Source organism: Chitinimonas viridis (genome assembly GCF_030409555.1).
GTDB classification, from domain to species: domain Bacteria; phylum Pseudomonadota; class Gammaproteobacteria; order Burkholderiales; family Chitinimonadaceae; genus Chitinimonas; species Chitinimonas viridis.
The window spans coordinates 462,994-483,037 of sequence record NZ_JAUFPU010000008.1 but is presented as its reverse complement, the minus strand read 5'-3'; the positions used below and the strand labels follow the sequence as shown (position 1 = coordinate 483,037).

At 60.8% G+C, this 20,044-nt stretch carries 20 protein-coding genes; 6 read left to right on the top strand and 14 right to left on the bottom strand.

Features of this window, described 5'->3' with window-relative positions; translation table 11 throughout:
• Positions 1-69 precede the first annotated feature (69 nt).
• Complete coding sequence (alr, locus tag QWZ03_RS10940; protein WP_290332743.1) at positions 70-1,137, top strand: alanine racemase; 1,068 nt, start codon at positions 70-72, stop codon at positions 1,135-1,137.
• Between the two features lie 326 nt (positions 1,138-1,463).
• Here alr and QWZ03_RS10935 read toward each other — a convergent pair whose 3' ends face one another.
• Both QWZ03_RS10935 and QWZ03_RS10930 read right to left on the bottom strand, forming a co-directional pair.
• Positions 1,464-2,135 (bottom strand): glutathione S-transferase, encoded by a 672-nt coding sequence (locus QWZ03_RS10935; protein ID WP_290332742.1) that lies wholly within the window; start codon positions 2,133-2,135, stop codon positions 1,464-1,466.
• Positions 2,136-2,335: 200 nt separating this feature from the next.
• The gene (locus tag QWZ03_RS10930; RefSeq protein WP_290332741.1) at positions 2,336-3,244 is read right to left on the bottom strand and encodes a LysR substrate-binding domain-containing protein; all 909 of its coding nucleotides are present in this window, start codon (positions 3,242-3,244) and stop codon (positions 2,336-2,338) included.
• Between the two features lie 123 nt (positions 3,245-3,367).
• Between QWZ03_RS10930 and QWZ03_RS10925 the strand changes: the two genes are divergently transcribed.
• Complete coding sequence (locus QWZ03_RS10925) at positions 3,368-3,982, top strand: FMN-dependent NADH-azoreductase (RefSeq protein ID WP_290332740.1); 615 nt, start codon at positions 3,368-3,370, stop codon at positions 3,980-3,982.
• 517 nt (positions 3,983-4,499) lie between these two features.
• Positions 4,500-5,618, top strand: coding sequence for an ABC transporter substrate-binding protein (locus tag QWZ03_RS10920; RefSeq protein ID WP_290332739.1), 1,119 nt, complete (start codon positions 4,500-4,502; stop codon positions 5,616-5,618).
• A gap of 87 nt (positions 5,619-5,705) precedes the next feature.
• On the opposite strand, the gene QWZ03_RS10915 is transcribed toward QWZ03_RS10920, so the two are convergent.
• Together QWZ03_RS10915 and QWZ03_RS10910 are read right to left on the bottom strand one after the other, a co-directional pair.
• Positions 5,706-6,362 carry a CoA transferase subunit B gene (locus QWZ03_RS10915; RefSeq protein WP_284196465.1) on the bottom strand — a complete coding sequence of 219 codons (657 nt, stop codon included), beginning with the start codon at positions 6,360-6,362 and terminating at the stop codon, positions 5,706-5,708.
• 10 nt (positions 6,363-6,372) lie between these two features.
• Positions 6,373-7,074: a CoA transferase subunit A gene (locus tag QWZ03_RS10910; protein WP_290332738.1), complete on the bottom strand. Its 702-nt coding sequence runs from the start codon at positions 7,072-7,074 to the stop codon at positions 6,373-6,375.
• A gap of 264 nt (positions 7,075-7,338) precedes the next feature.
• Between QWZ03_RS10910 and aroC the strand changes: the two genes are divergently transcribed.
• Positions 7,339-8,439, top strand: a complete 1,101-nt coding sequence (gene aroC / locus QWZ03_RS10905; protein WP_290332737.1) for a chorismate synthase — start codon at positions 7,339-7,341, stop codon at positions 8,437-8,439.
• Positions 8,440-8,603: 164 nt separating this feature from the next.
• On the opposite strand, the gene QWZ03_RS10900 is transcribed toward aroC, so the two are convergent.
• The 4 genes from QWZ03_RS10900 to QWZ03_RS10885 form a co-directional block, all read right to left on the bottom strand.
• Positions 8,604-8,876: a hypothetical protein gene (locus QWZ03_RS10900; protein WP_290332736.1), complete on the bottom strand. Its 273-nt coding sequence runs from the start codon at positions 8,874-8,876 to the stop codon at positions 8,604-8,606.
• Positions 8,877-9,373: 497 nt separating this feature from the next.
• Positions 9,374-9,844, bottom strand: coding sequence for a DUF7931 domain-containing protein (locus tag QWZ03_RS10895; RefSeq protein ID WP_284196469.1), 471 nt, complete (start codon positions 9,842-9,844; stop codon positions 9,374-9,376).
• A gap of 23 nt (positions 9,845-9,867) precedes the next feature.
• A complete protein-coding gene (locus QWZ03_RS10890; RefSeq protein ID WP_290332735.1) occupies positions 9,868-10,548 on the bottom strand; it encodes a sulfite exporter TauE/SafE family protein in 681 nt (226 codons plus the stop codon).
• Between the two features lie 307 nt (positions 10,549-10,855).
• Positions 10,856-11,149, bottom strand: coding sequence for a hypothetical protein (locus QWZ03_RS10885; RefSeq protein ID WP_284196471.1), 294 nt, complete (start codon positions 11,147-11,149; stop codon positions 10,856-10,858).
• Between the two features lie 243 nt (positions 11,150-11,392).
• Between QWZ03_RS10885 and QWZ03_RS10880 the strand changes: the two genes are divergently transcribed.
• A complete protein-coding gene (locus QWZ03_RS10880; RefSeq protein ID WP_290332734.1) occupies positions 11,393-12,310 on the top strand; it encodes a LysR family transcriptional regulator in 918 nt (305 codons plus the stop codon).
• Entirely contained in the window at positions 12,286-13,011 is a 726-nt protein-coding gene (locus QWZ03_RS10875) for a hypothetical protein (RefSeq protein WP_290332733.1), read from the top strand. Before QWZ03_RS10880 ends, QWZ03_RS10875 begins: the two co-directional genes overlap by 25 nt.
• A 156-nt stretch (positions 13,012-13,167) precedes the next feature.
• On the opposite strand, the gene QWZ03_RS10870 is transcribed toward QWZ03_RS10875, so the two are convergent.
• The 6 genes from QWZ03_RS10870 to QWZ03_RS10845 form a co-directional block, all read right to left on the bottom strand.
• A complete protein-coding gene (locus tag QWZ03_RS10870) occupies positions 13,168-13,737 on the bottom strand; it encodes a phasin family protein (protein ID WP_290332732.1) in 570 nt (189 codons plus the stop codon).
• A gap of 286 nt (positions 13,738-14,023) precedes the next feature.
• On the bottom strand, positions 14,024-16,264 hold the full coding sequence (locus tag QWZ03_RS10865) for an HDOD domain-containing protein (RefSeq protein WP_290332731.1): 2,241 nt from the start codon (positions 16,262-16,264) through the stop codon (positions 14,024-14,026).
• A gap of 65 nt (positions 16,265-16,329) precedes the next feature.
• Positions 16,330-16,908: an SMC-Scp complex subunit ScpB gene (scpB, locus tag QWZ03_RS10860; RefSeq protein WP_308447546.1), complete on the bottom strand. Its 579-nt coding sequence runs from the start codon at positions 16,906-16,908 to the stop codon at positions 16,330-16,332.
• Positions 16,901-17,698, bottom strand: a complete 798-nt coding sequence (locus QWZ03_RS10855; RefSeq protein WP_308447545.1) for a segregation and condensation protein A — start codon at positions 17,696-17,698, stop codon at positions 16,901-16,903. The genes scpB and QWZ03_RS10855 overlap by 8 nt, the downstream gene beginning before the upstream one ends.
• Before the next feature lie 8 nt (positions 17,699-17,706).
• Positions 17,707-19,026, bottom strand: coding sequence for a hemolysin family protein (locus tag QWZ03_RS10850; RefSeq protein ID WP_284196477.1), 1,320 nt, complete (start codon positions 19,024-19,026; stop codon positions 17,707-17,709).
• A gap of 267 nt (positions 19,027-19,293) precedes the next feature.
• Positions 19,294-19,956 (bottom strand): MarC family protein, encoded by a 663-nt coding sequence (locus tag QWZ03_RS10845; RefSeq protein ID WP_284196478.1) that lies wholly within the window; start codon positions 19,954-19,956, stop codon positions 19,294-19,296.
• Between the last annotated feature and the right edge of the window lie 88 nt (positions 19,957-20,044).

Genomic DNA, 20,044 nt, shown 5'->3' with positions numbered 1-20,044 from the left:
CCGGCTGTACCGGGCCGGCAGGCAGGCTTTGCGCCATAATTCCCTACGCTTTCCACACGCCTGCCCGCCATGAGCCGCCCGCTAACCGCCACCATTTCGCTATCCGCCCTGCGCCACAACTATCTGCTGGCCAATCGCCTGCATGGCGGCCGAGTGCTCGCCATCGTCAAGGCCAATGCCTACGGCCATGGCGCCGTACGCTGCGCACAGGCGCTGGAAGATCTAGCCGATGGCTTTGGCGTGGCAGCGATCGAAGAAGCCCTGCAGTTACGTGAGGCAGGCATCAAGAAGCCCATACTGCTGCTGGAAGGCTGGTTTGAAGCCAGCGAGCTGGCATTGATAGACCAGTACGATCTCTGGACTGCCCTGCATAGCGAGGCACAGATCGCCGATATCGAAGCTGCCGAGCTGAGCCGGCCACTCACCATCTGGGCCAAGATCGACACCGGCATGCACCGCCTGGGACTGCAGCCTGCCGCCTTCAAGGCAGCCTATGACCGCATGCAAGCCAGCGGCAAGGTCGGCAAGGTCATCGCCATGACACACTTTGCCCGTGCCGACGAACTGGACGTAGAGGCCACCTCGCAAGCCGCCAGCCTCTTTCAGGCGGCCATCGATGGACTGGGGCTGGAAACCAGCCTCTGCAACTCCGGCGCCATCCTCGGCTGGCCCACCACCCATGGCGGCTGGGGTCGCGCCGGCATCATGCTGTATGGCGGCGTCGGCACCGATCGCGTGCTGCCCGACTGGCCACTGCCCGTCATGGCGCTGGATAGCCAGCTGATTGCCATACGCGAGCTGAGCCGCGGTGAAGCCATCGGTTACGGCGCCCGTTTTGTAACCGAGCAAGCCACGCGTATGGGCGTGGTGGCCTGCGGCTATGCCGATGGCTACCCTCGCATCGTGCCCACCGGCACCCCCGTGCTGATCAACGGCCGCCGCAGCCGCATCCTGGGCAGGGTCTCGATGGACATGCTGGTAGTGGACCTGAGCGAGCATCCCGAAGCGGTCGTCGGCACCGCTGTCCGCCTATGGGGTGAGGGCCTGCCGGCCAGCGAGATAGCCGCAGCGGCCGGCACCATAGACTACGAGCTGTTCTGCAACGTCAAGCGCGCCCGCCTGATCTATCAGGCATAAGAGCCTGTTCAACGTCTTTTCGCCGTGCGCCGGCCCGCTGGGCTGAGCTGGAAAATGGCCAGGCACAAGGCGTGGTGCGCAGGCAATAACAAGTTATTGCCAAGCGCCACAACGCAGTGAGTGGCCGTTTTCCAGTTCAGCCCTTCGGGTTCGCAGCCTTGCCGGCGAGTGGCGGCGTTGCAAGCTGCTTACGGTACCCGTACCGCTGCGCGTCTTGCGCCTTGCCCTTCATCCGGCAAGGCTGCGAGCCCAACGGGCCGCGACGCGGTGAAAAGACGTTGAACAGGCTCTAAGAGATACCGGCAGGTACAACTACCCCTGCCGCCTCAGCCCAACAAGGCATACTCGCCGCCCCGCTCCAGCGCCCGCTGGTAAGCCGGGCGTGCATGGATGCGCTGCAGAAAATCCATCAGCCTGGGCCGGCGTTGGTCGAGGCCCGCGCGCGCTGCTGCCGCTTCCAGCGGAAAACTCATCTGTATGTCGGCCGCACTGAATGCCTCGCCGGCAAACCAGTCTGCCTGGGCCAGCTCGGCCTCCAGATAATCCAGGTGCTGGGTAATCTGCGGCAGCACATAGCTTTGCTTGACCTTGCTGGCGATGGCACGCGCGATGGGCTTGACGAAGAAGGGCATGGGGCCGCTCTCCACCCGATCAAACACCAGCTTCAGCAACAAGGGCGTCATGGCCGACCCCTCGGCATAGTGCAGCCAATAGGTGTAACGCAGCCGCGTCGGCGTACCCGCTGGCGGCACCAGGCGGCCGCCACCGTACTTGTCCACCAGATACTCGATGATGGCGCCAGACTCGGCCAGCACCAGTTCGCCATCGCTGATCACTGGCGATTTGCCCAGCGGATGCACCTCGCGTAGCGCAGGTGGCGCAAGCATAGTCTTGGGGTCACGCTCATAGCGCTTGATCTCATAGGGCAGGCCCAGTTCCTCCAGCAGCCAGAGCAAACGTTGCGAACGCGAATTATTCAGGTGATGCACAATGATCATGGGGCTCTTTCCGGTAAGGGGCAGTGCAAGCCAGGGTCTGGCGCCGCTAACAATACCCTGCTGGCGGGGTGGTGGGAACCTGCAGCCCGCTGCACGCCATGGCATGTGGAAAGCAGGGTTCAGCCGCTCAGCGATAGGGGGCAATAGACCGGCATCCAAGGGACAGTATGCAGGTCAGAGTTTTAGTATGCCTCCGGTCTCTACACCAAGCGCTGGGCATCACGACCAAATACCTCGACCAAAAAATCGATAAACACCCTGACAGCAGGCAGCAGCCCCCGGCGGTGAGGGTAGACCGCCTGCAGGAAGCCGCCCGGTATTTCCCAGTCCGGCAGCACCTGTACCAGTTCGCCGCTGGCAAGCTCTGCCGTGCAATAGGGGTGGGGCAGCGTGCCCACCCCCAGCCCACGCAAGGTTGCCGCTTTGCGCAGCTCGAAATCCTCTACGCTCAGCCTGGGCTCAAATGCCAGCTCCTTGACCACCCCAGCGGCGCCCTCCAGCCGCAAGCGTACCCGTCTGTCTGCCTCCACAGCACCCAGGATAGGCACGCCATGCAGGTCTTCCGGCACCGTGATCGCATGCTGCTGCAACAAGCTGGGTGATGCCACCAGGATGGCGGCTGCCGGCCGCAGCCGCCGCGATATCAGCGACGGGTCTTCATCATCCGGCGAGCGCACCCGCAGCGCCACATCCAGCCCCTCTTCCACCAGGTCTACCCGCCTGTTGGTCAATACCAGCTCCAGCATGACCTCCGGGTAGGCAGCCAGGAAGTCCACCACGATGGCAGAAAGATCCGACTGTGCCAGCGCGACCGGACAAGACACCCGCAACCGGCCCCGGGGGATGGCGCTAACGGCAGCCACCACTTCATCAGCCGCCTCAGCCTCCACCAGCATCGCCTGGCAGTGCCGGTAGTAACGCTCCCCCACCTCGGTCAAGGCCAGCTTGCGGGTGGTTCGCTGCAGTAACCGGACTGCCAGCCGCGCTTCCAGCTCGGCTATCCGCCGAGACAGACGCGACTTCGGTATCCCCAGCAGCCTGCCAGCCGCCGCAAAGCCGCCGGCCTCCACCACCTTGGCAAAGTAATGCAGGTCATTCAGATCTTGCATAGCACTGTCCTACCAATGAGACGATGAGTCATATTCTAGCTATCTAGTCCAAAATTAGCGCCATCCATAATATGCAATCCAAGACAGCCGCCAACGTGACGGCCACATTGATTGGAGATAGCCATGAAACTGTTGCATCTGGATTCCAGCGTCCTCGGCGATGTATCCGCCTCCCGCCAACTGAGCCGCGAAGTCGTTACCGCCTGGCAGACGAGCCAACCCGGTATCGAAATCAGCTACCGCGATCTGGCGGCCGATAATGTGCAGCAGCTCAGCGGCGGCACCCTGGCGGCCAGCGGCACACCGGCCGAACTGCGCGATGCAGCGCAACAGTTCGAGGCCGCCTTGTCCGAGAACATCCTCAACGAATTCCTGGCTGCCGACGCACTGGTCATAGGTGCCCCCATGTATAACTTCGCCATACCCAGCCAGCTCAAGGCCTGGATAGACCGGGTGGTGGTAGCGGGCAAGACCTTCCGCTATGGCGCTAATGGCCCAGAGGGACTGGCAGGCGACAAGCGCGTCATCATCATCTCCACGGCAGGTGGCATGCACGCAGGCCAAGCCACGGCTGCCGCGCATGAGGACTATCTCAAGTTCGTACTGGGATTTGTCGGCATCAGCAACGTCACCGTCATCCACGCCCACGGTCTGAGCATGGGCCCAGATGCCCGCGAGGCTGCGTTCACCCACGCGCGCCGCCAGATTGCAGGGCAGTTCGAGGCCATTGCAGCCTAAGAGCCTGCTCACGATCTTTTCGCCCCGGCGCCGGCCCGGAAAAGGGTCAGGTACAAGGCGGACGACGCAGGCAATAACGGGTTAGCACCAAGGAGTCTAACTCAGTACATGACCCTTTTCCGGTCCGGCCCTTCGGGTTCCGGGCATTGCCGGTAGCGACCGCCGCGGCAGCCGCCGGCGTTACAAGCCGCTTACGGTGCCCGTACCGCGGCGCGGCTTGTGCCTTGTCCGCTATCCGGCAATGCCCAGAACGCCGGGGCGAAAAATTGTGAACAGGCTCTAACAGCCACCATTTCGGTCACCCCACCAACCCCTGTCGCCAGACAGGGGTTTTGGCCGTCCAGCTACCAGGAAACGCTTTGGTGGACCGGCTTTGTCGCCTAAAGTGACAGATGTGGAGCTTTCGCTCGAAATGCCGTGACCATTTCGGTGCATTTCAATAAAATTACCACCTCAAGCGCTTGATCGAATTCATGAAATCGATGCCGAGACAAGGCTAACCTGGAGACTTCCCCGCATGCGCACCACCCTACGTCATCTACTCCCTCTTATCGCGGCCCTGCTACTGGTGCCCGGCAAGGCCGAGACCGTCACGGTCGGCCACGTCGGCCCTGTGTCCAGCCTGCTCAGGGAGCTGGCGGTCAGCGCGGAAGACACTCTCAATGCCTATTTCCAGGAGATCAACGCCAAGGGCGGCGTCAATGGCATCAAGGTCAAGATGGCCTATGGCGACGATGCCTTCAATCCGCAGAAGCATGCCGACGAGACCCGCCGCATCATCAAGGAAACCAGCCCGATCGCCATGCTGGGTGCTGGCGGTTCTGCCGGCCCGCTGGAGTTGCTCAAGCAGAATATCCTGTCCGACGCCAAGATACCCTTGATTGCACCAATATCGGGCGCCCCTGCCCTGCGCAACAACCCCTGGATGTACCATCTGCGCGCCAGTTGGGTAGAAGAAATGAACAAACTGGGCCAGCAGATGGCCTCACTGGGACACCAGCGCATAGGGGTGTTCTACCAGAATGATCCGGACGGCAAGTTCGGCCTGTTTGCCTCCCGCCAGGAAGCCAAGAAGAGCAATCTGGAAGTCGTTGCCACGGGCAGCTACGAGAAGAACAGCATGAATGTCGAGGCAGCGGCCAAGGCCATCCTCGAGCAGAACCCCACAGCCGTATTGATGCTGGGTACCGATGACGCCTGCGGTGCCTTTCTCAAAGCCTACCGCAAGGCTGGTGGCACAGCGCAGATGTACACAGTCTCGGTGGTGGGCGCCAAAGAGCTGATCGCCTCGGCCGGTGTGGAGGCCGCCCGTGGCACCGGCATCAGCCAGGTCATGCCCTTCATCTATACCGATTCATCCCAGTTGGTGAAGGACTACCGCGCCTTCGTCAAACGCAACAAGCTCAAGCTCGGCTATATCGAGTTCGAGTACTACATCGCGGCACGGGTGCTGACCGAAGGCCTGAAGAAGATAGACAAGGGCAATATCACTGGCGAGGGCCTGATGACGGCCATAGACTCGTTGGGTAGCCTTAATCTTGGCGGCTTCCGCCTCACCTTCGGGCCCAACCAGCGCGTAGCCTCCAGGTTCGTCGAAGTCACCGTCATTGGCCCCACTGGCGAACTGATACGCTGAGCGCTGTTTCAAGTCCCAACAACACAGCATGTCACCCTAAACAACAAAGCCACCTTACGGTGGCTTTGTTGTTGGCTGCAGGGATGCTTATACCCGCATCTCCGGCACATGCGCTGGCACCACCATGGCGCCGGCCGTCTTGGCCTGGATTTCCTCGACACTTACACCTGGTGCGCGCTCCAGCAGATGGAAGCTGCCATCACGTATCTCGACCACGGCAAGGTCGGTTACCACCTTGCGTATGCAACTCACGCCCGTCAAAGGCAGGGTGCAGGCTGGCAACAGCTTGGAGTTGCCGGCCTTGTCGGTGTGCTGCATGGTCACCACGATATTCTGTGCGCCTGCCACCAGATCCATGGCGCCGCCCATGCCCTTGACCAGCTTGCCTGGTACCATCCAGCTGGCGATGCTGCCATTGACATCCACTTCGAAGGCGCCCAGCACGGTCAGGTCTACATGGCCCCCCCGTATCATGGCAAAGCTCTCTGCCGAGCTGAAAAAGGCTGCACCTGCGATGGTGGTCACCGTTTGCTTGCCGGCATTGATCAGGTCGGCATCCACCTCATCCTCGGTAGGAAACGGGCCCATGCCCAGCAGGCCGTTTTCCGACTGCAGCATGACCTGCATGCCCTCGGGGATGTAGTTGGCCACCAGGGTAGGTATGCCTATGCCCAAGTTGACGTAATAACCATCACGTAGCTCCTGCGCCACGCGCATGGCGATCTGTTCGCGGGATAGTGCCATCTGTCTCTCCTCAGCCCTTGCGCACGGTGCGTTGTTCTATGCGCTTCTCAAAAGCGCCCTTGATCACCCGGTGCACATAGATGCCCGGCGTATGTATCTGCTCCGGATCCAGGCTGCCGGCAGGTACGATCTCTTCCACCTCGGCCACCGTGATCCGCCCCGCCGTTGCCATCATGGGGTTGAAGTTCATGGCGGTCTTACGGAACACCAGGTTGCCATACTCATCGGCCTTCCAGGCACGTACCAGGGCAAAGTCAGCGGTCAGGGAACGTTCCTGCACATACTGGCGGCCATCAAACTCCGCCGTGGGCTTGCCTTCAGCCACCTTGGTGCCGAAGCCGGTAGCCGTATAGAAAGCCGGTATCCCGGCGCCACCCGCCCGTATCTTTTCAGCCAGCGTGCCTTGCGGGGTCAGGATCACCTCCATCTCGCCCGACAGCAGCAACTGTTCGAACAAGGCATTCTCACCCACATAGGAAGCAATCATGGTCTTGATCTGGCGCTTCTCCAGCCATAGACCCAGGCCAAAGCCGTCTACCCCGGCATTATTGGAAATCACCGTCAGGCCCTTGTGACCGGACTCATAGACCGTGCGTATCAGGCCTTCTGGTATGCCGCAAAGGCCAAAGCCGCCCACCATGACGGTCATACCGTCCTGGAAGCCGGCCAGCGCATTTTCATAGCTGTGTACGACTTTGTTGAACCCGGACATGGGTGTTGTCTCCTGGTATTAGGAAGGCGAGTCAGGCCCGCCATTGTAAGGCGTTGCAGCAATCAGCCGACTGCAGCAGGCTCCAGCAGGTGCAATACCGGGCCAGTGCAATTGACGTTAACGTCAACTGCTGATTCTAGCACGAGGCGCGGCCACTGCGCTGGGCATCAGCCCCGCTGTGATAGACTGCCAGCTATCTGGTTCAACCCGGCCTCCCAGCGAGGCCGTTTGCTTGCCCCCCGCACGACGCAAGAGGATGCATCCATGTCTGGTAGTACGCTCGGCCTGCTGTTTACTGTCACCTCCTTTGGCGAGAGCCATGGGCCAGCCATAGGTTGCATTGTTGATGGCTGCCCTCCGGGCCTCGCCATCACCGAAGCAGATATCCAGCTAGAACTGGACCGGCGCAAGCCCGGCACCAGCCGCCACGTTACCCAGCGCAAGGAGCCCGATACGGTAGAGATACTGTCAGGCACCTTCGAGGGTCTGACCACCGGCCACCCCATCGCCCTGCTGATACGCAATACCGATCAGCGCAGCCAGGATTACGGCAAGATCGTTGAGACCTTCCGCCCTGGTCATGCCGACTACACCTACTGGCACAAGTATGGTATCCGCGATCACCGGGGTGGTGGCCGCAGTTCGGCCCGCGAAACCGCCGTACGGGTTGCGGCAGGCGCCATCGCCAAGAAGTGGCTGCAGCAGCATTTCGGCATCGTCATTCGGGGCTATATGAGCCAGCTGGGTGAAATCCCCATCCCCTTCAAGGGCTGGCAACACATCAGCGAGAACGCCTTCTTCGCCCCCAATGACGAGATCGTGCCGCAGCTCGAAAACTATATGGATCAGATCAGGGCGGAGCGCGACTCCATCGGCGCCCGTATCGACGTCGTGGCCGAGAATGTCCCCGTAGGCTGGGGCGAGCCGGTTTACGACAGGCTGGATGCCGATATCGCCCATGCCATGATGAGCATCAACGCCGTCAAGGGCGTGGAAATCGGTGATGGCTTCGGTGTGGTTGCCCAGCGTGGCAGCGTGCATGGCGACGAACTGACCCCCAAGGGCTTTGCCAGCAACCATGCCGGCGGTGTGCTGGGTGGCATCTCCACCGGGCAGGACATCCGCGTCAGCATGGCCATCAAGCCTACCTCCAGTATTCCGCAGGAGCGCGCCTCCATCGACAAGCAAGGCGAGCCGGTCATGATGCAAACCACCGGGCGGCATGACCCCTGTGTGGGCATACGCGCCACCCCTATTGCAGAGGCCATGCTGGCCCTGGTATTGATGGATCACGCCCTGCGCCACCGTGCCCAGAACGCCGATGTACACGTCAGTACGCCGCGCATACCAGGGCATATCGGGTAATTGCGGCGGGAAGACAGCACTGCAGCCGCCATGGCGAGCTGCTGCAGTAAAAACGCAAAAAGGACGCCCAGGCGTCCTCTCTTATTGCCCCGCCCCGATCAGAGAGACAATCGGGGGAAAACGACAGGCAATGAAAAAGCCGACCCGGAGGTCGGCTTTCTTCGCTAGCAAAAGCTAACCGAGCAATTACTGCTTCGGAGCTTCGGCAGGAGCGGCAGCGGGAGCAGCAGCAGCGTCAGCAGCAGGAGCGGCAGCAGCGTCAGCAGCAGGAGCAGCGGCAGCGTCAGCAGCAGGAGCGGCAGCAGCGTCAGCAGCAGGAGCGGCTTCAGCAGGAGCAGCAGCAGGAGCGGCTTCAGCAGCAGGAGCGGCTTCAGCAGCAGGAGCTTCAGCAGGCTTTTCGCCGCAAGCAGCCAGACCCAGGGCGAACAGAGCAGCAACGAGCAGATTCTTGATCATGGTTTTTTACCTTTAGTAGTGTGAGTTCAACACGAGTTTAAGCACAATCGATCGTTGATCGAGGGCTTTGAAAAACCTTTGACGTATCAAAAGCGACCGACCGGAAAATTCTAGCAGCTTTTAAGGAAAAAACTAGGGGTAATTTGCATTGCAACATGCAGTATTTGCATGCGCTATTCGAGCCTGCCGGCACAAGTTCCCGCTCTCGCGCCGACACGTAAATAATGCCGCCTCATCGGCAGCCACAATACAGGGCGCCACACATGCCACCACCGCAAGCACAATCGCAGTAAATCAGCGATCTGCCGGGGTTTCAGGTACGGCTTGCAAGCAGGTCAATGCGGAAGAACTCGTGTCGAAGTCGCAAGCCTAAAACCCCTTGCACAGACCCGCCTACCCACCAACCACTTGTGCCTGCTGCCGCTCAGAGCCTGTTCACGATCTTTTCGCCCCGGGTGAGACAATCGTGAACAAGCTCTCAGATATACAGCCTACGTCCGCTGGCAGCCGGCTGCGCTCTTGGCCACATGCTGTCGAACTGCTGCTGGCAAAGGATACGGCTACGAGCATCATCGCTGGCCACGCCCCTGAGCGCATCAGGGTGGAAACGCCGCACCACCACCTGATCGGTCAGCAGGAATTGCTCACCCGGCAAACGGTCGCACTCGTCCGCCACTCTCAGCTCCATGACATGGCCGTAGGTCGTCATCAAGGCGGCCACCCCGGCACCATGTCGCCAGAACCAGTCATCCTCGAACACCAGTAAACGCACCCTGGCCAAGGCAGAGCCAGCCAGCATTTGGCGCAAGCCTTCTGCCCTATCGGCCAGCTCCAGCCCCACCTCGGCCATGGTCATATCAAACCAGTCCACCCGGCGTGTCGCGCCTGCCAAGGCTAGGCCCAGCTGCTGCTGATAGTCACCCAGTGTCTCGAATCGTATATCGCTCATTGCCCCATCCTCCTCTCCATGGCTCAGCGAGCCATCAGCCACATCCCCAGCGCCACCAGGCCATAGGCCACCAGGCCGCCGCCGGCCAGCCGGCGCACCCAAGCCTTATCCCGCAGGCGCTGCAGCCGGCCTGCAGCCGCGCCCATCAATAGCAGGTTAGGCAAGGTACCCAGGCCAAACGCCAGCAAGATGGCCCCGCCCCGCACACTGCTACCACTGGTCAGGGCGCCCGTAGCCGCGGTATAGACCAAACCGCACGGCAGCCATCCCCATAAGCCACCAGCCAGCAGGGCAGCACCTGTCGAGCGCAAAGGCAGCAATGCCGCAAATCGGGGCTGCAAGCATTGCCACAAGGGGCCGCCCAGGCGCTCCAGCCGTAGCAGCCAGCCAGACCAGCCGGCCAGATAGCAGCCCAGCAGCACAATCAATAGCAAGGAGACCAGGTAAAGCCCTGTCTGCAGCAGGGCAGCTCGTGGCAGCCACGCCACCACCCCAGACACCCCGCCCAACAAACCGCCTATCAAGGTATAGCTGAGCAGGCGCCCCAGGTTGGCTGCCAGCAGCATTACCGCCTGTTGCTTACCGGCAAGGTTCAAGCCCAGCGCAGTTGTCAATCCGCCACACATGCCCAGGCAATGTATGCCGCCCACAAAGCCTGCCAGCCACCAGGCAGCCAGCGTCAGATAGAAAGTCTGTTCAAACATGCCCGCAGTTTAGCATCGCCGTCCATGCCACCGATTGATACGGGGCGCTCATGAACGGGGCGCTTAGAGCCTGTTCACGTTTTTTTCACCCCGTCGCCGGACCGGAAAAGGGTCAAGTACAAGGCGGACGACGCAGGCAATAACGGGTTATTACCAAGGAGTCCAACGCAGTACATGACCCTTTTCCGGTCCGGCCCTTCGGGTTCCGGACGTGGCCCGGAACGCCGGGGCGAAAAGATCGTGAACAGGCTCTAAAGCAAAGGCGACCCCTTGGGGTCGCCTGTTTCCATCAAGGCCTGGCCACAACTCAATGTGCCAGCGTACCGCCATCCCGCTCGCCTTCCGGCTTGCTGAAATCCACAGGGCAATACCGGTTTACCTGCTCACGATCACGCTCAAAGAACAAAGTCAGGCCGCTGGACAGACCGGCAAACAGCCAGCACACAAAGAACCCAACCGAGTAAGCCAGCACACGACTGTCGAACAGGGGCTCCCCGGCCATGGTCATCTCAAGGGGATCAAACAACGTAAAAAACAAGCTATTGACGATACCGGCCACCAGAAAGGACGGCCAAAGCACCAGGATGGACTTCAGTTTCATGCGTTATGTCTCCATTTGCCGGTCTAACGCCGGACATACAACGCATCCTACTCCAGCCCCAGAGCAGCGAAAACCCCCTATTGATCAATACCCTAGGTGGGTCCCGCTTGGTGCAACGCAGCATACTTTCGTCCACTACTTCAGAGAAATAGAGCGAATATGTCGGCATCCCCCCTCGCTTGCACCATAATTCGCTAACCAAGCCCGCCATAGGGCCGCTCACCCACCTTCGGATTCCTTGACATGCGCCTTTCGCTGGATGCCCTGATCGTGCTCGATGCCATTGAGCGCAAAGGTAGCTTTGCCGCCGCTGCAGCCGAATTGCATCGCGTCCCCTCAGCCATCACCTACACCATACAAAAGCTGGAACAGGATCTGGATGTGCTGATCTTCGACCGCAGCGGCCATCGCGCCCGCCTCACGCCAGCTGGCCAGGAGCTGCTACGCGAAGGCCGCCCCCTGCTAGACGCGGCGGCGGCACTGGAAGCGCGGGTCAAACGGGTTGCCACCGGCTGGGAACCAGAGCTGCGCATTGCCGTGGGCGATCTGGTCGATTTTGATGTGCTGCTGGAATCCGTCTGCGCCTTTGACCGGGTAGGCGGCGCAACCCGGCTACGCTTCTCGCACGAGGCCTATGGCGGCGCCTGGGATGCGCTCTATACAGGCCGTGCGGATCTTGCCATCGGCGCGCCGGACGACGCACCACCGGGTGGGGGATACAAGAGCCAGTTGCTGGGCGATGTGGAGTTCATGCTGGTGGTCGCCCCGCATCATCCGCTGGCCCAAGAGCCACAGCCCATACCCATGCAGACCATCAGGGCACACCGCGCAGTCAGCGTGGCAGACAGCTCACGCAGCCTGGCGCCTCGCACCTCCGGCCTGCTCACCGGCCAGCCCACCCTGACCGTCTCCACCCAACGCGACAAGCTGGCCGCCCAACTGGCAGGCTTGGGCGTCGGTTTCATGCCCCGCCGCCTGGCGCAACCCCACCTCAACAGCGGGGCCCTGGTGCAACTGCAGGTAGAGGAAGACAAGCCCTTGGCCAGGCTTTACGTCGCCTGGCCCTCCAAATCGCGTGGCAATGCCTTGCGCTGGTTTCTTGATCACCTGGCAAGCGAAGAAGTCAGGCAGCGCCTATGTCAGGGCAGCCTGTGCAGCTGATATTGCTGGGCACCCCTCCCAGCCTGGCACAGCGGCTGCAACGCCAAGGCTGGTTTGGCCACGTCGTGGCGGCACCGCCCCCACCGGGCTGGGCCGGTCTGGCCGATCCCGCAGCCGCAGCCAGCCTGCCAGGGCCGCGCTGCTGGCTTAGCAATGGCGTCACTCCAGTGCAGCTGGGCAAGCATGATCTCCTGCTCACTACCGAGGCAGCCCCCGCCTGTGCGGCGGATTGCTGGGTAGGCATCCACTGGCAGGACAGCCCCTATGCTGGGGAACACGGTTTTCTGCTGGCGGCTGGCGGCTCACCCACCGGCCTGCAGCGCGCGCAACCCGTGCTGGACGCCCTATCCCCCGCACCTGGCGGCTGGCTGCATGCCGGCGGTCACGGCGCGCCGGCCTATCTGGCCAGCCTGATGCAGCAACTAGGTAGTGGCATGGCCGGCCTTGCCAGCCTGATGGCGACCACGGCCACCACCGGCTTCAACCCCATCTGGCTAGGCCAGCAGGCATTGCTGGCGCAGCTTGCCGAGCAAGCAGGTCACTATCTGGCAGCCAGCGAGGGCGAACACTATCAACCCCACCTCCCCCTACCTCCCCTGTTTGGGCTGACGCCACCCAATGGCGCAGAGACCGACTCCCCTGCCCGCAAGCTTGCCTGCTTGCTGGTATGGCTGCATGAGAACGCCAGTCCACCAAAGTAAGCGGGGCCTATCGACACTGGCGGCAGCACCGGCCGGCGCTGTTTGCACACAAAGCGCCGTCCCCCACTTCCCGCTCGCAGTTTCATCACTGCCGCCAAAAGCAAAAAACCACGCCGAGGCGTGGTTTTTTCTTGCTACGGTTCCAGCAACAGCAGATCAAGCAGCAGCAGAGGCAGTCTTGCGGGCGGTGCTTTTGGCCACACCTGCGGCAGCCTTCGCCGAGGTCTCGGCAGCAGCCACGCCAGCTTCAGCGAAATCACTGGTGACCTTCTTGGCTGTCTTGGCCACGGTATCGTAGGCCGAAGCAGCGGTCGCCACAGCCGTCTTGACAGCCGACACCACGATTTCCGAACCGGCAGGCGCTTGCTTCACGGCCTTATCCAGGGTGGAAACCAAGCCCTTGTTGAACTCGACAACCTGCTCTTCAACGAAGGCACCCAGTTCAGCCTGAGTGGAGCTGGTGACTTCATACACATTCTTGGCAACCGACAAAGCCTTGTCGATCACGGGCTGCGACAGTTGCTGCTGCAGGGCGATAAAGCCTTGCACATCCTTCACGTCAGCAAACGCCTTGGCGGTCGCCGTGTTGTCGGACAGCAGGTCACGTGTCAGATCCAGCTGCAGGTTAACAAAGCGTTCCACGCCAGACAGCGCAATGGACGACAGACGAATCGACTTTTCGAGCTGGGCCTGGCCCAGTGCGGCGAAATCCGAAGTAGCGAACATATGGTCTTCTCCTGGCTAACTATTCATTCGGTGTATGCGCCGCAGTCAACAGAATTTTGCGCTGCAGCATGAACCCATTATGGTGAGCCACAAACGCCAAGTCAAGCACTTTTTGTGCGCTGCACAAATGTTTAACAACAGTGTTTTATTTAATTGAAACAACACCTTAAAAAATAGAGCAAAAAAACTAATGCGGCGGCGCACTGCATCGTGCAAACAACAGCGTCAAAACCAGCCAAACCGCGTCCTGCGCGTCTGCCCAAAGCCCGCCAGTGGTACAACCGTTCTAACTGGGTGTCTTCTGCCTGATGGCCAGTATCGCCTGGTTGCGCAGAGTCTTGCACAAGGCCAGTTCCTTCTGGCCCAGCCTCAGGCTGCCGGGCTTGGCCCTATCAGCGTAAAAAAGCCCAACTATCTTCTTGTCTATTACCACCGGCATCAGCAAAAAGGTCTTGCCCGCCCCCGCTTGGCGAAACCAGGCGGGGATACGCTCCCGTATGCTGCTGCTGTCCACATCCTCAATCAGCACATCGGCATTTTTCGACAGCGTCACCCTGAACACATCGGCCGTTTCATCCAGGGGCAAGGCAAAACGGGCCAGGAAATCCTCTATGTTCTCGCCAAAGCCGAAACGCCCGACGATGGCATTGCGCTGCACGCTGCGCGTTGCGATCAACACCCTGTCCACTGCCAGGCTGCGGAACAATGTCTCCAATATCATGCGCAGCAGATCGTTCAGGCGGAAATCAGCCACCAACGTCTCCGTCACGTCCTGCACACAACTGGCCAGCGCTTCCAGCACTTCGGGGCGGTCTGGCGCAGGGGGTGGTGACGCTGCCGCCTCCGCGGCCGTGGCAACCGCCGCAGCTGGCTGCCCCGACCCGGCAGCAGCGCCCGCCGCACCAGCGACCGGCAATCCTGCCAACTGACGCAAGCGGGCCAGCGCGCCCGAACCCTGTGCCTCCAGGCCAAAAATCGACGCCTCGCGCAATGCCTCGCGCGCTGCATCATCCACAGCAACACGTAGTTCACGCTCGCTTAGGCGCATGGGTTCGCCAAACTGATCACGCACCTGCAAGAAACCCTTGAAGCGCTCAGGCTCGCTCTCGGCCAGTGTTGCCCGCATCAGGCTGCTGCCGGCATTGGCAAACAGGCGCAGCCAATCGGCATCATGGCGGGGTGGCTTGGGCTTGGGGTCTTCGGCCGCCATACTGCTGATCAGCTTGCCGGGCAGATTCCAGCCTTTGGCCACCCCCATGCCGAGCTCTTCATAGCTGATACCCAGAATACGCTGGGCGGCAATATCATCACGCTCACCTTCACGCACCAACTGCTGTATCTCCAGCGCCTCGGCGTGGAAGTAAAACAGGGTCAGCAAACGGCCCAGCAGATGAAACATGCCCGATACGCGGGCCTCTTCCACATCACGGTAGCCACTTTTCTCGGCCAGCTTGCGCGCCAGCAGGCTGGCAAAGAAGGCCTTGGCCACCTCATCCTTGAGCTCAATGGCATGGGTATGGTTGCTCAACTGCTCTATCAGCACCAGCGACATGGCCAGCGACTTCACCGTACCAAAGCCCAGCACCATCACCGCCCGCGAGATCGTGCTGATGGCACCGCCAAACTGGCCGTAGCTGGCCGAATTGGCCAGACGCAGCACTTTGTTGGTCAGCGAAAAGTCACGCAGTATCACCGTGGCCAAAGACTGCAGCCGCTCGGTATCGCCATCTGCAATCCGTCCTATCGCCCCTATCGCCCGCGACAGCGCCGGAAAATCCTCCGTCCGCTCGATACGGCGCAATAGCAGGCCGGCCGGGCCCTCGTCCTCCTCCGGCACACCGTCCAGCGCGGCCAGTTCGGTTTGATAGTCGGTCAGGGCCGCTCGCAGCGCCAGCAGGTGCTCGAAGGGTGGCACACCCGGCTCACCCAGCGCACGCTGGACTATCAATTCCAACCGTGGATCCAGGTCGACAATCAGATCAGCCAGTGCTGGCAGCTCACCTCGCTCATTCGGCACAGCTAACTGCCCGGTCAGCATATGGAACAGCAGCTCGCCCATGCCCCGCAGCGCATCCTCGCTGACCTCGCCCTTGGGCAGGAGCGCCGCAAGCTTGGGCCGGCCATCCCTATCCAGCAGCACACGCTCGGCGGTTATCCAGCCCAGTGAATAGCCCATCAGGCGGGCATGCGCCGCCCCATCAAGCAGACGTAGTGCCAGCTGCACCGCCTCCCCTCGCTCCAGCGGCATCGATTGCAAGCGGGACGCCAGGCTTTGGCCTTCGCCCCAGCGGTATGCCAGCCAGGGCTCGCCATCAATCTCGGCAGCCCCATCCAATGGCAGCATGACCGCATGGCCTGCATCCTGCGGGGACAACTCGGCATCCAGGCCAGGATCCGGCACCAGCAAGGCAGGACGTCCGTCCTCGCCTTGCGCATGCCAAACACCGCCCTCGTCGGCAATCAGGGTATAAACGGTCTCGTCCATGCCACGCCCAGTGGTGACCATGCCAATCTCAGGATCGGTCATGGGTATTCGAATTAAATTATATTCCGAGCGTAGCAGAGGCAGCCAAGAAAGCCACCAACGGTCAATTATTCGGGCGTTTCCACCGTCTCAGGCAACACCAGCCGTCCCAACTCAGCCAACGGCGGCAGTTCAGTGCGGCTCTTCAGTCCCATATCATCCAGGAAGGCACGCGTGGTCGAGTACAGACCGGGCCGCCCAGGTGTCTCGCGGTGCCCCACCACCTCTATCCAACCCCGCTCCTCCAGGGTCTTGACGATATTGCTGGAGACGGCAACCCCACGTATTTCTTCTATTTCACCGCGTGTCAGTGGGCCCTTGTAGGCAATAATGGCCAGTGTCTCCATCACTGCACGGGAATACCTTGGAGGTTTTTCCGGGCTCAGCCGGTCCAGATAGGGCTGGAACTCCAGCCGGGCCCGAAAACGCCAGCCGCTGGCCAGCTTTACCAGTTCCACGCCACGCCCCACCCAGGCGGACTGTATCGCCTCCAGCACCTCGTTCAGCAGTTCGGCGCGCAGCTCTTCGGCGAACAGCTTCTTGATATCGTGCAGGCTGAGCGGCTCCTGTGCGACCAGCAAGGCGGTCTCCATCACCAGTTGCAGGTGCTGCCTGTCATGCAGGGCCGATTCCTGTGATTCAGCCATGCGCCGGCTCCAAGGCCTCACTGCCTGCCAACCGCACATAGATGGGCTGGTAGGGCTCTGCCTGGGTAACGGCAATCAGGCCTTCCTTGGTCAACTCCAGCATGGCAATAAAACTCACAACCAGCAGCGGGATACCCCGGCTGGTATCGAATAATTGGGAGAACTCCAGATAGCGGCCACCGGCCAGCAATTTCAGTATCTCGCCCATCTGTTCGCGCACACTCAATTCGTCCGGCTTTACCATATGACTGCGAGTGTGTTTGGCACGCGCCAGCAGCGATAACCAGGCCGTCTTGAGGTCTACCGGGGTGACCTCGGGCAGGCGCACCACCATCTCGCGGTCAAACCATACGGCAGCCCAGCTGAAATCACGCCCCGCCTGGGGCAACTGGTCTATCTCGAAGGCCGCCAGCTTCATCTGCTCATATTCCAGCAGGCGGCGGACCAATTCGGCGCGTGGGTCATGCTCCTCACCCTCCTGCGCAGCAGGCCGGGGTAGCAACATCCGCGATTTGATCTCTATCAGCAGGGCCGCCATCAGCAGGTACTCTGCAGCCAGCTCCAATTGCTGCGCATGCATCACCTCGACATAGTCCATGTACTGGCGGGTCACCACCGCCATGGGAATATCAAGTATGTCCAGATTCTGCTTGCGTATCAGGTAGAGCAATAGATCCAGTGGCCCCTCGAAACGCTCCAGCATTACCCGCAGCGCATCCGGGGGGATATACAGATCCTGCGGCAGCTCGGTAACCGGCTGGCCGAACAGCAAGGCCAGCGGTTCGGCCATGCCATTCATCAGTCTGTCCCAGGTTCCACTGGCGCAGAGTCATCGGCGCTGGGGTCGCGGGTGGCCAGCACTTTGTCGATGCGCTTGCCATCCATGTCCACTACTTCAAAAATCCAGCCACCCCAATCGAGCTTGTCCGCCGTCTGCGGCAGGCGCCCCAGCAACAGCATCAACATGCCAGCCAGGGTGTGGTAGCGGCCCTTGTCCTCTTCCGGCACATCACGCAGGGAAAGTCGGTCCTTCAGCTCGGGCACCGGTATCAAACCATCCAGCAGCCAGCTGCCATCCTCGCGCTGAACAGCCCAGGCATCTTCTATATCGTGCGGCTTGAACTCACCGGTAATGGCCTCCAGCAAGTCCTGCAAGGTCACCAGGCCCTGAATCTCGCCATATTCATCCACCACCAGTGCCATCTGCACCGAGGTAGTCCGGAAATTCTCCAGCAGTTCCATGCCGGTCAGCGTTTCCGGCACATAAGCCACTTGCTGCAGATGGGTAGCAAAGTCGGCCTGCTGGCCACGCAAAGTCTGCCCCAATATCTGCTTGGCAGTGGCGATGCCCAGCACCTCATCCAGGCCACCCTTGCAGACCGGGTAGCGCGAGTGATCGGTCTCGGCAATCTTCTCCAGGTTGACGGCGCGCTCATCCTCCACGTCCAGGAACACGATTTCCGAGCGTGGCGTCATCAGCGAGCCAATCTGCCGATCATCGAGTCGGAACACATTGCGCACCATCTCGTGTTCATGCTGCTCGATGGCGCCTGATTCCGAACCTTCGGCCAGCAGAGCGTGAATTTCTTCCTGGGTCACGGTATTGGTCTGATCGGTGCGCACACTCAAGGCGCGCAATACCACCTCGGTCGAGACCGTCAACAAACGTACAAAGGGTTTGGTCAGGGCCGCCAGCCAGTTCATGGGGCGGGCAACCAGGCGAGCAATCGGCTCGGGGTTCAACTGGCCTATGCGCTTGGGCACCAATTCACCCAGCACGATGGACACATAGGTGATGCTGACCACCACCAGGATCAGCGCCAGCAGGTCGGCGGCCTCCGCCCCCAGCCCAAAGCCTTCCAGCCAGGTAGAGAACGGGCCAGCCAGTGCGCTTTCACCAACGATACCGTTCAGCACACCGATGGAGGTGATGCCGATCTGCACGGTAGACAGGAAGCGGGTGGGATTTTCGCCCAGCTTGATGGCTGCAATCGCCCCGGTATCACCGGTTTCCGCCAGTACCTGCAAACGGGCACGGCGAGCTGCGACAAGGGCAATCTCGGACATGGCGAATAGGCCATTGAGTATGATCAGTCCGAGTAAAAGGGCAATCTCCATTATGGAATAACTGGTTGTGGCGAAGCCGCTAGTTTACCTGCCAGCAGGCCATTCGGGCAGATTACGCAAAAATCCCCCAAAAAATCGGGTTTTTTCAGCACCCACCCCAAGCTCATGACTTGCCACCACCCCCAGCATTTGCGCCACAGCTGGCCAGTTTGCACAAATTAAAGGCAAGCCAGCACCAACCCTGCCCTTTCAAGCGCTTGATGCAATTATCCACAAGCCGCCCACAAGCTTTTCCAGTGCCGCTGTGGGTGATTCCACTCAAACCAGCAAGCCACGCAGCAGCTCCGACGCGCCATTCCAGAAAATCTGCACGCCGATGCAAAGCAGGATAAACGCCGATAGGCGCAGGAACACGGTAATGCCGGTTTCACCCAGCCTTGCCAGCAAGCGGTTAGCATAGCGATAGCTGAAATACACCACGGCCGTCAGCAACACGATGCCGATCACCCCGCCCGCCAGGTTCAACTCATCGATACCACTGCGCGTGCGCAGTGCCGCTCCCAAGGTAATCGCCACCGAAATCGAACCCGGCCCGATGGTGAACGGGAAAGTCAGGGGGAAAAACGCCCGTCGTATGATGGCCGGCCCGGTAGGCTTGGTGGCAGCCGCCTCGCTACTATGGTCGTCTGCCTCCAGCAGTTTCCAGCCTGCCGCCGCCACCACCAGGCCGCCACCTATCTTGACTACCGCCAGCGAGATGCCGAAGAACTTGAGCACATAGTTGCCGACAAACATGGCCCCTAGCAGCAGGAAGAAACCATTGATGGCGATGCGCTTGGCAATCAGCCGTCGCTCCTGGTCGCTGGCGCCATGGGTATAGGTCAGAAAGATGGGCGCCACACCCGGTGGGTTGATGATGGGCAGCAGGGCCGTCAACACCAGCAGGATGCTTTTGATGAATTCAATCAGATCGGTTGTCATGGCAACTTGTTATATAGGTCAGATCAGCCAATGATGGCAGCATGACTTGCCGCTGTGAACTGGGGGTATTCCGGCACCGCTCTGCACA

What these genes read in the sequence shown, in the direction of transcription:
- alr (WP_290332743.1), top strand. Translation starts at nt 70, where the DNA reads ATGAGCCGCCCGCTAACCGCCACCATTTCGCTATCCGCCCTGCGCCAC.
- QWZ03_RS10935 (WP_290332742.1), bottom strand. Translation starts at nt 2,135, where the DNA reads ATGATCATTGTGCATCACCTGAATAATTCGCGTTCGCAACGTTTGCTC.
- QWZ03_RS10930 (WP_290332741.1), bottom strand. Translation starts at nt 3,244, where the DNA reads ATGCAAGATCTGAATGACCTGCATTACTTTGCCAAGGTGGTGGAGGCC.
- QWZ03_RS10925 (WP_290332740.1), top strand. Translation starts at nt 3,368, where the DNA reads ATGAAACTGTTGCATCTGGATTCCAGCGTCCTCGGCGATGTATCCGCC.
- QWZ03_RS10920 (WP_290332739.1), top strand. Translation starts at nt 4,500, where the DNA reads ATGCGCACCACCCTACGTCATCTACTCCCTCTTATCGCGGCCCTGCTA.
- QWZ03_RS10915 (WP_284196465.1), bottom strand. Translation starts at nt 6,362, where the DNA reads ATGGCACTATCCCGCGAACAGATCGCCATGCGCGTGGCGCAGGAGCTA.
- QWZ03_RS10910 (WP_290332738.1), bottom strand. Translation starts at nt 7,074, where the DNA reads ATGTCCGGGTTCAACAAAGTCGTACACAGCTATGAAAATGCGCTGGCC.
- aroC (WP_290332737.1), top strand. Translation starts at nt 7,339, where the DNA reads ATGTCTGGTAGTACGCTCGGCCTGCTGTTTACTGTCACCTCCTTTGGC.
- QWZ03_RS10895 (WP_284196469.1), bottom strand. Translation starts at nt 9,844, where the DNA reads ATGAGCGATATACGATTCGAGACACTGGGTGACTATCAGCAGCAGCTG.
- QWZ03_RS10890 (WP_290332735.1), bottom strand. Translation starts at nt 10,548, where the DNA reads ATGTTTGAACAGACTTTCTATCTGACGCTGGCTGCCTGGTGGCTGGCA.
- QWZ03_RS10885 (WP_284196471.1), bottom strand. Translation starts at nt 11,149, where the DNA reads ATGAAACTGAAGTCCATCCTGGTGCTTTGGCCGTCCTTTCTGGTGGCC.
- QWZ03_RS10880 (WP_290332734.1), top strand. Translation starts at nt 11,393, where the DNA reads ATGCGCCTTTCGCTGGATGCCCTGATCGTGCTCGATGCCATTGAGCGC.
- QWZ03_RS10875 (WP_290332733.1), top strand. Translation starts at nt 12,286, where the DNA reads ATGTCAGGGCAGCCTGTGCAGCTGATATTGCTGGGCACCCCTCCCAGC.
- QWZ03_RS10870 (WP_290332732.1), bottom strand. Translation starts at nt 13,737, where the DNA reads ATGTTCGCTACTTCGGATTTCGCCGCACTGGGCCAGGCCCAGCTCGAA.
- QWZ03_RS10865 (WP_290332731.1), bottom strand. Translation starts at nt 16,264, where the DNA reads ATGACCGATCCTGAGATTGGCATGGTCACCACTGGGCGTGGCATGGAC.
- scpB (WP_308447546.1), bottom strand. Translation starts at nt 16,908, where the DNA reads ATGGCTGAATCACAGGAATCGGCCCTGCATGACAGGCAGCACCTGCAA.
- QWZ03_RS10855 (WP_308447545.1), bottom strand. Translation starts at nt 17,698, where the DNA reads ATGGCCGAACCGCTGGCCTTGCTGTTCGGCCAGCCGGTTACCGAGCTG.
- QWZ03_RS10850 (WP_284196477.1), bottom strand. Translation starts at nt 19,026, where the DNA reads ATGGAGATTGCCCTTTTACTCGGACTGATCATACTCAATGGCCTATTC.
- QWZ03_RS10845 (WP_284196478.1), bottom strand. Translation starts at nt 19,956, where the DNA reads ATGACAACCGATCTGATTGAATTCATCAAAAGCATCCTGCTGGTGTTG.